This window comes from Saccharospirillum sp. HFRX-2 (assembly GCF_043196805.1).
Taxonomy (GTDB): domain Bacteria; phylum Pseudomonadota; class Gammaproteobacteria; order Pseudomonadales; family Natronospirillaceae; genus Saccharospirillum.
Genome location: NZ_JBEBMU010000001.1, coordinates 859,319 through 872,570 on the forward strand (window position 1 = coordinate 859,319; position 13,252 = coordinate 872,570).

The 13,252-nt window shown below is 54.6% G+C and carries 9 protein-coding genes; 3 read left to right on the forward strand and 6 right to left on the reverse strand.

Annotation, left to right across the window (positions count from 1 at the left end):
• The first annotated feature begins 29 nt into the window (after nt 1-29).
• Together ABMA60_RS04190 and ABMA60_RS04195 are read left to right on the forward strand one after the other, a co-directional pair.
• The gene (locus tag ABMA60_RS04190; protein ID WP_392799160.1) at nt 30-1,793 is read left to right on the forward strand and encodes an acyl-CoA dehydrogenase C-terminal domain-containing protein; all 1,764 of its coding nucleotides are present in this window, start codon (nt 30-32) and stop codon (nt 1,791-1,793) included.
• Nucleotides 1,794-2,057: 264 nt separating this feature from the next.
• A complete protein-coding gene (locus ABMA60_RS04195) occupies nt 2,058-3,668 on the forward strand; it encodes a methyl-accepting chemotaxis protein (protein ID WP_392799163.1) in 1,611 nt (536 codons plus the stop codon).
• On the opposite strand, the gene ABMA60_RS04200 is transcribed toward ABMA60_RS04195, so the two are convergent.
• Nucleotides 3,665-5,104: a YdiU family protein gene (locus ABMA60_RS04200; RefSeq protein ID WP_392799166.1), complete on the reverse strand. Its 1,440-nt coding sequence runs from the start codon at nt 5,102-5,104 to the stop codon at nt 3,665-3,667. The genes ABMA60_RS04195 and ABMA60_RS04200 overlap by 4 nt on opposite strands.
• 385 nt (nt 5,105-5,489) lie before the next feature.
• Here ABMA60_RS04200 and ABMA60_RS04205 point away from each other — a divergent pair, with 385 nt between their 5' ends.
• The gene (locus tag ABMA60_RS04205) at nt 5,490-7,811 is read left to right on the forward strand and encodes a DNA polymerase II (RefSeq protein ID WP_392799170.1); all 2,322 of its coding nucleotides are present in this window, start codon (nt 5,490-5,492) and stop codon (nt 7,809-7,811) included.
• Here the strand turns inward: ABMA60_RS04205 and ABMA60_RS04210 are convergent.
• From ABMA60_RS04210 to ABMA60_RS04230, 5 genes are read right to left on the reverse strand one after another with little or no spacing between them, the layout of a single operon-like run.
• Entirely contained in the window at nt 7,808-8,728 is a 921-nt protein-coding gene (locus ABMA60_RS04210) for a glycosyltransferase (RefSeq protein ID WP_392799173.1), read from the reverse strand. The genes ABMA60_RS04205 and ABMA60_RS04210 overlap by 4 nt on opposite strands.
• A 4-nt stretch (nt 8,729-8,732) precedes the next feature.
• Complete coding sequence (locus ABMA60_RS04215; RefSeq protein WP_392799175.1) at nt 8,733-9,650, reverse strand: glycosyltransferase family 2 protein; 918 nt, start codon at nt 9,648-9,650, stop codon at nt 8,733-8,735.
• Nucleotides 9,647-10,789, reverse strand: a complete 1,143-nt coding sequence (glf, locus tag ABMA60_RS04220) for a UDP-galactopyranose mutase (protein ID WP_392799177.1) — start codon at nt 10,787-10,789, stop codon at nt 9,647-9,649. Before glf ends, ABMA60_RS04215 begins: the two co-directional genes overlap by 4 nt.
• 14 nt (nt 10,790-10,803) lie before the next feature.
• Entirely contained in the window at nt 10,804-12,543 is a 1,740-nt protein-coding gene (locus ABMA60_RS04225) for a glycosyltransferase (protein WP_392799179.1), read from the reverse strand.
• Entirely contained in the window at nt 12,540-13,247 is a 708-nt protein-coding gene (locus ABMA60_RS04230) for an ABC transporter ATP-binding protein (RefSeq protein ID WP_392799181.1), read from the reverse strand. Before ABMA60_RS04230 ends, ABMA60_RS04225 begins: the two co-directional genes overlap by 4 nt.
• Nucleotides 13,248-13,252 lie beyond the last annotated feature (5 nt).

Here is a 13,252-nt window from a genome sequence, read left to right on the forward strand (position 1 = left end):
CCAAAATCCAAATAAAAAGGTTCATCACCATGGCGGAATACAAAGCACCCATTCAAGACATGCAGTTTGTGCTCAACGATGTCTTCAAGGCCGACGAACTTTGGGCCAGCATGCCGACCACGCAAGAAGTCACGCCCGATCTGGTCTCGGCCATTCTCGAAGAAGGCGCCAAGCTGTGTGAGAACGAGCTGTTTCCAATCAACCGCAACGGCGATGAAGAAGGCTGTAGCTGGAACAATGGCGAGGTAACGACGCCGACCGGTTTCAAAGACGCCTACGCCACCTACGCCGAAAGTGGCTGGGTGGGCCTGGGTGGCGATCCGGAATTTGGCGGTCAGGGCATGCCCAAGATGTTGACGGTGATGTTCGAAGAAATGGTCTACGCCGCCAACACCTCCTTCGCGCTTTATCCGGTGTTGAGTGCTGGTGCGAGTCTGTGTCTGCTGCGCCACGCCAGCGATGAACTGAAACAAACCTATTTGCCGCCGCTGTACGAAGGCCGCTGGAGCGGTTCCATGTGCCTGACCGAACCGCATTGCGGCACCGACCTGGGCATCATGAAAAGCAAAGCCGTGCCCAACGACGACGGCAGCTACAACATCACCGGTACCAAGATTTTTATCACTGGTGGTGAACACGATCTAACCGAAAACATCATCCATCTGGTGCTCGCCAAACTGCCCGATGCACCGGCCGGCTCCAAAGGCATTTCACTCTTTGTGGTGCCCAAGTTTCTGGTGAATGACGATGGCTCAGTCGGTGAGCGTAATGCTCTGGCCTGTGGTTCCATTGAACACAAGATGGGCATTAAAGGGTCGGCTACCTGCGTGATGAATTTCGATGGCGCTCAGGGTTGGCTGGTCGGTGAAGCCAACAAAGGGTTGGCGGCCATGTTCACCATGATGAATTACGAGCGACTGTCGATTGGCTTGCAGGGCGTCGGCCTCGGTGAAGTGTCTTATCAATCGGCGGTGGCCTACGCCAAAGACCGTATTCAAAGTCGCTCGCCTGCCGGTGCTGTGCAGCCAGATGCAGCGGCCGATCCGATCATCGTGCATCCGGATGTGCGTCGTATGTTGCTGACCCAACGCGCCTATAACGAAGGCGGTCGAGCTTTCGCCGCTTACGTCGGCATGTGGCTCGATATCGCCAAGGGTCACCCGGATGAAGCCGAACGCAAAAAAGCAGATGGCTTGGTTGCATTGCTGACGCCGGTTGCCAAAGCCTACTTCACCGATCGCGGTTTGGACGCGACGATTTTGGGTCAGCAAGTCTTCGGTGGTCACGGCTATATTCGCGAATGGGGCATGGAGCAATTCGTGCGCGATGCGCGCATTGCGCAAATTTACGAAGGCACTAATGGCATTCAGGCATTGGATCTTGCTGGCCGAAAAGTGGCTTCAAACGGTGGTCAGTGGTTTGAATTATTCCGTGCCGAAGTTCAAACAGCGATCGACGCAACAAGCGATGAGCAATTTGCGCAACCCTTGCGTGATGCTCTGGAAAAACTCAGCGATGCCACCGACTTTTTATTACAGGCAGCCGCCGCCGATGCCAACGCCGTCGGCGCGGCCAGTTGTGATTATCTGAATCTTTTTGGCCTTACCGCTTACGCCATGATGTGGACCAAAATGGCGAACGCGGCGGCTAACAAAGACGACGACTTCCATCGCGCCAAGCGCGCTACCGCGGCTTTCTTTATGCAGCGCTTGTTGCCGGAAACTGCGGCCTATCACGCCAAAGTGACAGCGGGCAGTGAATCGCTGATGACTCCGTCCGCCGAGCTGTTTTAGGTAACGCTTCTCAACCACTAACGCAGTTGATTCGAATCCGACGTTCTGTGGTCAGAGCGTCGGATTTTTTTTTTGCATTTTCTCCGACGCTTTTTCAAAGCTTGGCTAAACTTCATTGAATATAGGCAATCGCTAATGTAATTCCGTGGTCTGCCGATCATGTAATAACGCATAACCGCAAGGGAAAGACGTTTCGACTTAACAAAGAAAGGAATCAAGTCATAGCGATACCAGCATGTGTGACTTCAGTGTGAGGAACGGAATATGAAGTTTGTTAAAAATTGGTCGATCAAGAATAAGATTCGTGTGCCCCTGGTTATGGTCGGTGCCTTTTTATTGTGGATGTCCTGGTCGTCCTATGAGGCCACGTCATCGGTGGGTGAGCAGGTTCACGACTTTGATGTTGAGTATCTGCCGTCCATTTCGCTGGTACTGAACGCCGATAGGGATCTGTATCAGAGTCTGGTTGCACTGCGTGAAATTATGGATCGACGTCAGACGTTAAGTGCCTCACGCCTTGAAGAACTGAATCAGGAACGCTTGGAAAACCACCAACAGACGCTGGATCGCGGGTTGGAAGCTATCGAGCGTATGGGCGCTAATATTGCTGCGGGCCACGCTGAAGAGTTTGTGCAAAAAATGGACGCTTGGTTGCAGCATTCCAATGCACTGGTGGCCGGCCAAGTTCAGGTTGAAAATATGGAGCTGTTCGAATCCCCTCGAACTCTGCTCGACAACCTCGGTGCGCGGGTGGACGAATTAGCCAGCGAATCATCAACCCTGGCCAGCTCCATTGTTAACCGTCAAATCATTGCCCAATTGGTACAGCTGGCCATTCTGGTGGTTATCTTCGTCGCTGCGGGCTTCCTGGCTCCTTACTTCCTGGTTAAACCGATCGAAGTACTGCGCGATCGCATGCGCGATATTGGCCAGGGCGAAGGCGATTTAACCGCCCGCCTGGCGGTGGAAAGCAAAGACGAACTGGGCCAGGTGGCGGGTGCTTTTAACGGCGTGATCGAGAAATTGCAGAAGTCGATCACGGTGGTGAAGCAAGTGAATTTCCATCTCGAACAAAGTACCGAATCATTGCGTGAAGCTGCGGGCAACAACATCCGCATGGCCGATCAACAACACGAAACGGTCGATCAGGTGGTGACTGCGGTTGAAGAAATGCACGGTGCGGCGCGTGAAATTGCCTCCAACTCCAACAACGGTGCCGACGCTGCTACCGAAGCCAACAATTCGGTGGAAACCGGTGTGCGGGTATCGCGTGAATCGAACAAGCGCGTAGCGCAATTGTCTGAACGCCTCAATCGTTCGTCCGAGGCCGTTGGTCGTTTGGCCGATGAAGCCGTGAACATTGGTACGGTGCTGGATGTGATTCGCGGCATCGCCGAACAGACCAACCTGCTGGCATTGAACGCGGCCATCGAAGCGGCGCGTGCCGGTGAACAGGGTCGTGGCTTTGCGGTGGTTGCCGACGAAGTGCGCGCCCTGGCGAGCAAAACTCAGCAGTCGACCGAAGACATTCAGGGCCGTATCGAAACCTTGCAAGGCGGTGTCGACGAAGCGGTCGAGGCGATGAAGAGCGGTATCGAAATGCTTGATGCGACCGTCGGTGACGTGGCCAGTGCGGCAGAGTCTTTCGAGACCATTCAGGGCGCTATTACTCGCATTACTGATATGTCGATGCAGATTGCCACCGCGACCGAAGAGCAGACTCACGTCGTCGAAGAGATCAACAAGAACCTGCAGTTGATCTCGGAGTTCTCCAGCGAAGGTACTGAGCAGTCACGCGGCCTGAGCAATCTTGCTGAAAAACTCAAAGGCCATACCGATGAACTGACCTCGGTCGTCGGCAGCTTTAGGGTTTAACTGCTGCAACTGAGCGGCGCTGCCTGATAATCCACAGGCGGCGTTTCGCTCCAGCGAGTCCAATCCTCACGTCTCTCAAAGGGTGATTGCAACGCCGCCAGGTATTGTTGCAGGGAAGCATAGCTTCCCTTTTTTGCGTCTTCGATAACCGTCTGGGCCAGATGAGTGCGCAACACCGAAACCGGATTGCGAGCCTGGGCCAGCGTCATGCCCTGGTCAGCTTCCTGCCGCCGCCGTTCGGCCAGAGCGCTGCGCCAACGCTGAAAACCAACGCGATCGACAAATTCATCATCGAGCTGTGCCCAATCATCCGGTGCTTTATCAGCCAGGGCTCTGAAGCTGTGGTGATAGTCACGACGCTCGCTGGCCAGAATATGCATCCAGTCGCTGATCAGGTTTTGGTCATTGTCTGTCACTTGTGCGAGGCCAAGTCGTTCACCCATCAACGTTAGAAAGTGCTCGTTGTAAGTATCGGCGAAGCGATTCAATCCCGCTTTCAAGTCGCTCGAACTGACCTGTGATGACAACGCCTGCGCCAGGCATTGCAAATTCCAGAAGGCGACTTCCGGCTGACGATGAAAGGCGTAGCGACCCTGGGCGTCGGTGTGATTGCAGATGAAGTCCGGGATGGTGGCATCGAGAAAAGCGTAAGGGCCGTAGTCGAAGGTTTCGCCAAGGATGCTCATGTTGTCGGTGTTCATCACTCCATGACAAAAACCATAAGCCATCCAATGAGCGATCAGCTTAGCGGTTCGTTCAACCACCTCGGTAAAAAACTCAGCGGCGTTGCTGCACTGCGGAAAATGATGAGTCAGGCAATGCTCGACCAGTTTGGCAACCTGCTCTGGCTGATTGCTGTAGGCAAACCACTCGAAGTGTCCGAAACGAATATGGCTGGGCGTTACCCGGGTCAGCATGGCGGCGGTTTCCCGCTGCTCGCGTTGTACCGGTTCGTCGGAACCGATCAAAGCCAGGGCTCGGGTGGTGGGAATGCCCAGCGCGTGCATGGCTTCGCTGGCGAGCAATTCGCGGATGGATGAACGCAAGACGGCGCGGCCATCGCCGAAGCGACTGAAGGGCGTTTTGCCAGCGCCTTTAAGATGAAACTCCCAGGCGCGCCCATCCGCATCGGACCATTCGCCGAGTAATAAACCCCGGCCATCGCCCAACTCCGGATTCCAGACGCCAAACTGATGGCCGCCGTATTTCTCGGCCAGGGGGTCGGTTCCGGCCAACAAGCCCGCACCAGAAAAAGCCTTTAAGGCGTCGGCATCCGGTTCGATCGGCAGATCCAGTTGTGCGGCCAAAGCGGCATTCCAGCACACCCAATGTGGATTCGCGACCGGCGTCGGCATTACCCGTTCAAAGGTGCCGGGCAGTTCGCGTGGGTAGCGGCTGTCGAAGGCGGGAGCGGATTCGGAGTTTGGACGGGGCATGAGGACGTCGCTGCACAGGATGTTCTCCCATCATGGGTGGCGGCGAGGCTGATCTCAATGGTTGTTGAAACAAGGGGGAAAAGTAGAAAGAGTAACAAGGGCAAGGAAGGAGTGGCCTACCGTGGCCGGCTCAGCTGCCCACTGAGTGTTCCGTCGGTTGTCCAGATAACCGGGTATAAGTGGTATCACGTCCTGTAGAGAGCGCAGTCCGGCGCTCGCGGTTCGTCCTAAACCTGGTGCCAGTATCTGTGTAGTCGAGGTTTCGCTATAGCCGTCTTTACAGACAACCTTTGTAAGAGATCTCCTACAAAGCACTCTTGGCAATCCGCCGCTGAAGGAGCAAAACCGATACAATGCGCACTCGCTATCGACCTGAACGAACTCTATGTCTATCGCCGAGTCCACCACCGCCTTTGTGTTGAGTCGCCACTGGAGCGAAATCGACCAGGGATTGCAGCTGCGTTACTGGCTCAAAACCGAAGCGGGTATTGAGTGCTGGACACTCGACGGTTTTGAGTCGGTCTGTTTCATCCCCGATGCGCAGTTCGATGCCTGGCAGCGAGTGTGGAACCAGTTGGATGTCAAGGTCCGCCTCGGTGACGCTGGCAGGCTTAAGTCGTTGGATGGTGAGCCGGTGCTGGCTGTCTATACCAAGACCTTTTCTGAACAACGCCGCTGGGTGCGGCGTGGTCGTGATCAGCAACTGCGTGCCTGGGAAGACGACATCCAGCCGGCCGATCGGTTTTTAATGGAGCGGTTGATTACCGCTGGTCTGGAACGTCGTGGCGATCGTGCCCGTCCGGCCGAATTTAAACCCAATTTATCGGTGGTCTCGCTGGATATCGAAACCGCCTGGTTTGTGCCTGGTCGCTGCCCGGACCTGTACAGCATTGCCGTGGTTGCGGCCGATGCCAGCGCCGTCTGGGTGGTCGATCGCGGCCAAAGCAAAACCGATCCGCGGCCCGATGATTTTCATTGGGTGGCCAGCGAAGCCGACTGTCTGCGTGCCTTTATCGACTGGATACAGGCCTACGATCCGGATGTATTGGTGGGCTGGAGCGTGGTCGATTTTGACCTCAGCGTGTTGCAGCAACACGCCGACCGGCTGGGTATAGAAATGAATCTGGGTCGGGCGCAGACACCGGTGCATTGGTTCTCGACCGGAGGCAATCGTCAGCGCATCGAAATTGAAGGCCGGCAGGTGGTTGATGGCCCCGGCACGCTGCGTTCGGCGGCCTGGTATCTGGAAAGTTTTTCGCTCGAATTCGTGGCGCAAAGTTTGCTGGGACGCGGCAAGGCGATTGAAGACAGCGACGATCGCGTCGGTGAAATTGAACGGCTGTATCGCGACGCCCCGCTTGACCTCTACACCTACAACCGCGAAGACGCCCAACTGGTGCTCGACATTTTCGACACCGCCGGCCTGTGGCATTTCTTAATTGAGCGCGCCGAATTAACGGGCCTCACCCTGGATAAAATTGGTGGCAGCGCTGCCGCCTTCAGCCATGTGTATTTGCCCCGGCTGCATCGTGCCGGTCGCGTTGCACCCTCGGTCGGTGAACAGTCACTCACCGATGCCAGCCCGGGTGGCTTTGTGATGGACAGTCGTCCCGGTCTTTATGACGACGTCCTGGTGCTCGATTTTAAAAGCCTGTACCCCAGTATTATTCGTACTTTTTTGATCGATCCACTCGGTCTGCATCGCGGCCTGGAAAGTGACCAAGCCGACACTGTGGCCGGTTTTCTCGAGGCGCGCTATCACCGTACCGATCATCTGTTGCCCGGTATTATCGACCATCTTTGGGCCGCGCGTGATGTCGCCAAGGCGGCGAATAATGCGTCCATGTCGCAAGCCATCAAGATTTTGATGAACTCCTTTTACGGCGTGCTCGGCAGTCCGCAGTGTCGGTTTTTTGATCCGCGTCTGGCGAGCTCCATTACCAAGCGCGGCCACTGGATTTTGAATCGCAGCCGCGACTTTATCGAAGCGCGCGGTTACAGCGTCATCTACGGCGATACCGATTCGGTCTTCGTCTGGGCCGCTGGCCATAACGACCCGCAAGCGCTGGGCCGTGAATTGGCCAGCGATCTTAACGACTGGTGGCGCGAACAACTGCGTGCTGATTTTCAGCTCGAATGCCATCTGGAAATGGAATTCGAAACCCACTATCGCCGCTTTTTAATGCCGACCATTCGTGGCCTCGATACCGGTTCCAAAAAACGTTACGCCGGTTTGATCGAACAGAACGGTGAACAAAAACTGGTGTTTAAAGGGCTCGAAGCGGTGCGCTCGGATTGGACGCCACTGGCCAAACAATTTCAGGAAGAACTCTATCGGAGGGTGTTTCTGGGGCGGGATTATCGTGGCTTTGTGCGTCAGGAAGTCGCAGCGCTCAAGGCCGGTGAGCGCGATGATCGTCTGATCTACCGACGCCGGCTGCGACGCTCTCTGGACAGCTACGAAAAACAAAAACCGCCGCACGTTCAGGCCGCCTTGAAGCGACGCGCCGAGCAACCCAGCTGGCATGGTCGTGAAATCCGCTATCTGATGACCATCAATGGCGTAGAACCGGATCCTTTTATCCGCTCACCGATTGATTACCAGCACTATATCGAACGCCAGCTGGAACCCATTGCCGATGGCATTCTGCACTTTGTCGGCACCAGCTTTACTGAGTTGGTCGATGAACAGTTGAGTCTGTTTTAGTCGTTACAGAGCGACGCTTCGATACGGCTTTGTTTGGGTCGGGAGCTCATCTTGCAGGCGTCGAACAAAGCCCGCCAGATAATCGGTAATTCCCGGTAACCATTGAGCGTAAAAGGCTTAACGAAGGTCGCGGCCAGCACCAGTAATAAGGGTTTATTGCGTACCGCCCAGTTGTTGCCATAAATGAAATGGATATAGAAAAAATTGCGGTAGATATAGCCGCTTTTCCAATTCAGTTCAGTGACATCCACCATGTCCAGTTGACGTCGCAAAATGGCTTTATTGGCGAGCTTAATTTGATAGCCGGCACGGCGAATGCGCAGGCTGTAATCGACGTCATCGAGAAAAATAAAATACCTTGGGTCGGGCCAGCCAATGGCTTTGACGACGTCACGATGAATAAACAAACCTTCGAAAGTGGCGAAGGCGAGCGACAGATTTTCCGGGACTGAGTCTGAGTTGGGGTACAGATCTTCAATGCTGTCGCGGCGCGGATTGGCGGTCCACCAACGTTCCAGGTCGTAAATCAGCCCGGCACGTTCGACCAGCTGGCCATTTCTGTCTTCGCGCAGACAGGCCATGACCGGATCATTCTGGGCCAGCAGTTGCGCCAGGCAATCGGCCTTGGGCACAACATCATCGTCCATCAGCCATAGCTGATCGGCACCGTCACGATAAGCCGCCTCAACGCCAATGGAGAAACCACCGGCGCCGCCCAGGTTGTCGATCATCGACAGGTGATGCAGGCGTAATGGTCCGCGATAATTATTGAGAAATTCCGTCGTGCCATCGGTGCTGGCGTTATTGACGACATAGACGTCATCGACGTGTCGCGTTTGCATGGCTAATGCATCCAGAGTGTCCTGTAACAGCGACAGGCGATTAAAGGTGACCAGCACGACAGCTACTTCAGTCATAGAATTAACGTCCAATATAGTGAGTATGTCGGGTGAAATTGCCGCGCCAGCTGTCAAATAATCCGCGCAATACCAAGGCTAGATTTCTGGGGCTGGGTCGGGTCAGGCTGTAGAACCAGAGTTGTTTGGCGACAAACAACAAAGCATTAATCCAGCCGTGGTAACGACGGGCATTGGCAAAGCCGTTCCGGCTTTGGCAATAGATTTTTATCCGGCTTCGACCGTCGTTGAAATGCAGTCTTCCGAACAGCATTTTCTCACCGACGCCACCTTGGTAAGGGTGGAAAAATGGCACTTCACTGAGAGTGGCAATCCGCGCGCCGGCCGCCTGAGCGCGCAAGCGGTATTCGATGTCATCCCCCCAGATAAAAAATTCCCGCCGTGGCAGGCCGATTTTTTGCACCAGCTGGCGTTTCAATAACACGCCATTAAAGGGAATCAGCACATCGGGCAGCACACCTTCGGTGGCACGTTGGCTGGCTTCGTTCCAATGCTGTAGTGATTGAAGTTCGCCGGCCAGACGAATCGGAAAACTCAGCTGCTGTGTTTCGTCGACAACCAAGGGGCCATAAAAATCGAACGCTTGGTAGTAGCGGAGCAATTGTTCAAGGCAGTTTTCGGGTGGGTAGCCATCATCGTCCATCAGCCAGATAGCATCGGCTGACTGAGACAGGGCGGCCTGAATGCCACGATAAAATCCGCCGGCGCCGCCGGTGTTAGTGGCCAGGCGAAGGTAGTGGCTGTTTGGTTCATCCAGCCAGCCGGCTTGTTGCAATGCCTCGGTGGTGCCGTCCGTGCTGGCATTGTCGACGATGATAATGCTGTCTAAAGGTCGGCTTTGCCGGCGAATATGACGCAGGCAATTCAACAACGCATCCTTGCGGTTGAAGGTCACCACAACAGCACAGATACGCAGCGTCATTGGTGATAAAAAGTTTGTAATGGCTGGTGGTTGGCGAGCGCTTCAATAACCCGGTCAGATACTTCCAGTGCTTCGCGCACTGTTACGTCCATATCAAGGTATCGATAGGTGCCCAGACGGCCGACAAAGGTAACGCCGGTTTCGGCATTGGCAGCCAGCAGATAGTCATTGAGCATCTGTTTATCAGTCGCCATGCGCTTGGGGTAATAAGGCACATCGTCAGGCCCGCACTCGCGACTGTATTCGCGATAGCAAAGGGTGTCCTCATGGTTTTCCCAGGGGCTGAAATGTTTGTGCTCGGTGATGCGGGTGTAGGGGTATTCGGCATCGCAATAATTGACGACGGCGTTACCTTGGTAGTCACCTTTGGCGGTGATTTTTTCGAAATCCAGAGTGCGATATCCCAGCCGCCCGAGGCGATGGTCAAACCAGGCGTCGAGAGGTCCCGACCAGAAGACGTGATCGACATTGTCTGCCATGGCCGGTTCGAAATCGGTGTTCAGGCTGACGCTGATATTGGCGTGATCAAGCAGGTTGGCGACCAGTTGGGTATAGCCTTCAGCCGGCATACCCTGATAACGATGGTTGAAATAATTGTCATCGTAATTAAAGCGAACCGGCAGTCGTTTCAGAATGCTGGCCGGGAGTTCGCTGGGTTCACAGCCCCATTGTTTCTTGGTGTAGCCATAGAAAAAAGCCTGATACAGATCGCGGCCAATAAACTTCAATGCCTGCTGTTCAAAGTTGGCAGGCTGATCAATACGGCTATCGCTCTGCTCGGCAATAAAGTCTTTGGCCTGTTGCGGATTGAAATTCTGGTCAAAAAACTGATTGATGGTGTGCAGGTTAATGGGCAGTGAGTAAATCTTGTTGTTACTGACTGCTTTAACGCGGTTGACATAAGGTTTGAATTCCGCAAAGCGGTTGACGTACTCCCAGGTGCGTTGATCGTCGGTATGGAAAATATGTGGCCCGTATTTATGCACCATGATGCCGCTTTGTTGATCGCGTTCGGTATGGCAATTACCGGCCAGATGGTCACGTCGTTCAATGATGCTGATACGATGCCCGGCCTGCGCCAGTTGTCGTCCGATGACCGCATTGGAAAAGCCGGCACCTACCATCAGAAAATGTTTCATCGATCCAGCCTCACTCAATGACCGGTGTTGAAATAAGCGTCCCAGTAATTCTCCGGGACATTCAGCTTGAGTTTGTTCAGCTGGCGGAAGCGCCAGAGAAAACGCACTGAGTAGGTAACAAACACCAGACATTGTTTGCACAGCACCGATAAGCGGCGTTCGCTGCGATAGCCTTTAAAGGTACTGGGATCAAAAAACAGCAGATTGCGGAAGCGACCGGCGCCAGCCAGCGTCGAGTCGTTCATGGCAACGGGATAGGGTTTGCCGTCGGCCAGGTTGCGACGACGCAACAGCGGCAGATAACCAAAACCGCAGACGACGACCTTGAGTTTGTCGATAACATTGCGTTTGCGGGTCACGGCTTTGTCGTTGGACAACAGGCCGGAAACATCCTGCATCGGGAAATGACTCATGGTGCGTTGGTGGATTGCCGCCAGACGGTCGGCGTCAAGGAAGTAGTCATCGTTCAGGCGGGTCACTTCCTGTAAGCCCCATAAAACCATCGATGAACGGTAGTGATCGCCGAGCATCAGGAACTTCACAAACAGGCGCGCGATAGACAGCAGCATTGGCACCGCCTGAGTTTTTTCCTGACTCAGAAAACGCATATAACAGGCGTTGCGAATCTCGTAGATAAATTGCCAGCTGAAGGGTTTTTTATCGAAGTCTTCGTGCCATAAAAAGGCGTGCGGCAAGGTCACCGATGGCACACCCTGATAGTCGAGCATTCGACCGACCAGAATGTCGTCGCTCTTGATAAACATATTAGGCAGATAGGGCGTTTCCTTGACGGGTAGTATCGTGCCCCACCAGCCGGTAAAACCGACCTGATGAACGCTGTTGAGCTTTTTCAGCGAGCGCTGGCGTTTGGCATTCAGTCCACTGTTGTGTGGATAGATGCGATAGAACCAGCTGTAGTCGGGCGTGCCGCCTTGTTCCCAAACCCTCCAGGGTTTACTGGCGCTCATCATCATCACGCCGAGCGCTACCGGATCTTTAGTCAGACTGGAAAAAACCAGAGCGCGATACAGCAGCTCCGGATAGATTTCGACGTCGTCATCCATAAACAGAATGCGGCTGGCGTCGATACGTTTGGCATAGTTCAGCGAGCGCATAAAACCGCCGGTACCACCGAGGTTATCCTGGCTGATCAGATGCACGCCCGATGGCAGGTCTTCTTTGCTGAGCGTGCGGCCGTTGTCGACCACCACAATATCCAGATTTAACCGACCCAGTTCCGGACATCTGGCCAACTTGTCCAGGTTGGGCAGTAAATATTGTTCGCGCTTAAAGGTGGTGACGCCGATCACCAGTTTGCTGTTGGGTTCGGGAATCTGGGTAGCCACCCAGGCCAGATCGCAGATTTCCAAGCGGGTCAGACCGGTGCTGATATGGACAAAAAAGTAGCCACTTTCGTGACGCAACTTAATATCCGGCGATACTCGGTTTTCGCTGTCGCTGACCGCCCAGTTCAGTACCAGGGTGTTGGTGCCTAGGGCGTCGACAAAATAGACCTGAATATGGCCGTCACCGATCACCCGGGAGACGCGCAACTGGATGGCCTGAATGTCGGTAAAGCGGGCGAAGTGATGATTGGGGAAACAGTGCGCCAGTTGATTCAGGCTGATGTCTCGTTGCGGCGGAATATTCAGACCACGACTGCCACGAATCAGTGGCCGGAAAGACTCGGCGGCAAAGAGCACGCGCTTGTCGATGTGCTCAACGTTGAACTCAAAATGTTGCAGGCGGGTCATACCGCACGGTCCTCTTTGATGGAGCCATGTACCATGCGGATGATTCGATTGCAGGAGCGCAGTGCCAGTTGTTCGTCGTGTGTTGCCATCACCAGAATGCCGGCGGCATCGACGTAACTTTTCAGCCGCGCTTCGGCTTTGTCGCGAAAGTGTTCGTCACCCACACTCATCCATTCGTCCATCAACAGAATGTCCGCGGGCACGCTGGTAGAAATGGCGAAGGCCAAACGCAGCACCATGCCGCTGGAATAGGTGCGTACCGGCATGTAGATAAAGTCGCCCAGTTCACTGAAATCGACGATGCTGTCGGTCAGCGCCTCAGTCTGCTGTTTGTTTTTGCCCATAAAGAGCAGGCGCATCTGGATGTTTTCCAGACCGGTCAACTCCGCATCCATACCGAGCATCGAATCGAGCAGGCTGGTGACCCGCCCGTTGATGACAACCTCACCGCAGACCGGCGTGTAGACTCCGGCAAGCACGCGCAGCAAGGTGGTTTTGCCGCTGCCGTTGTGGCCCAACAGCGCGACCTTCTCGCCTTGTTCTATGCTCAGGTTGATGTTGTTCAGGGCTTCAATTTCGACGCGGTCTTTGTCGCCTTTGAGAATGCGACCACCGGCCGCCGACAGCAGCGTTCGCTTGAATGAGCGGTCGTCGGACTCGTAAATCGGGAAGCGAATATGCGCCTGGCGCAGAGCGATGTTCATGCGTT

Coding starts and splice junctions, on each gene's coding strand:
- ABMA60_RS04190 (WP_392799160.1), top strand. CDS start 30: ATGGCGGAATACAAAGCACCCATTCAAGACATGCAGTTTGTGCTCAAC.
- glf (WP_392799177.1), bottom strand. CDS start 10,789: ATGAAACATTTTCTGATGGTAGGTGCCGGCTTTTCCAATGCGGTCATC.
- ABMA60_RS04210 (WP_392799173.1), bottom strand. CDS start 8,728: ATGACTGAAGTAGCTGTCGTGCTGGTCACCTTTAATCGCCTGTCGCTG.
- ABMA60_RS04215 (WP_392799175.1), bottom strand. CDS start 9,650: ATGACGCTGCGTATCTGTGCTGTTGTGGTGACCTTCAACCGCAAGGAT.
- ABMA60_RS04225 (WP_392799179.1), bottom strand. CDS start 12,543: ATGACCCGCCTGCAACATTTTGAGTTCAACGTTGAGCACATCGACAAG.
- ABMA60_RS04200 (WP_392799166.1), bottom strand. CDS start 5,104: ATGCCCCGTCCAAACTCCGAATCCGCTCCCGCCTTCGACAGCCGCTAC.
- ABMA60_RS04195 (WP_392799163.1), top strand. CDS start 2,058: ATGAAGTTTGTTAAAAATTGGTCGATCAAGAATAAGATTCGTGTGCCC.
- ABMA60_RS04205 (WP_392799170.1), top strand. CDS start 5,490: ATGTCTATCGCCGAGTCCACCACCGCCTTTGTGTTGAGTCGCCACTGG.
- ABMA60_RS04230 (WP_392799181.1), bottom strand. CDS start 13,247: ATGAACATCGCTCTGCGCCAGGCGCATATTCGCTTCCCGATTTACGAG.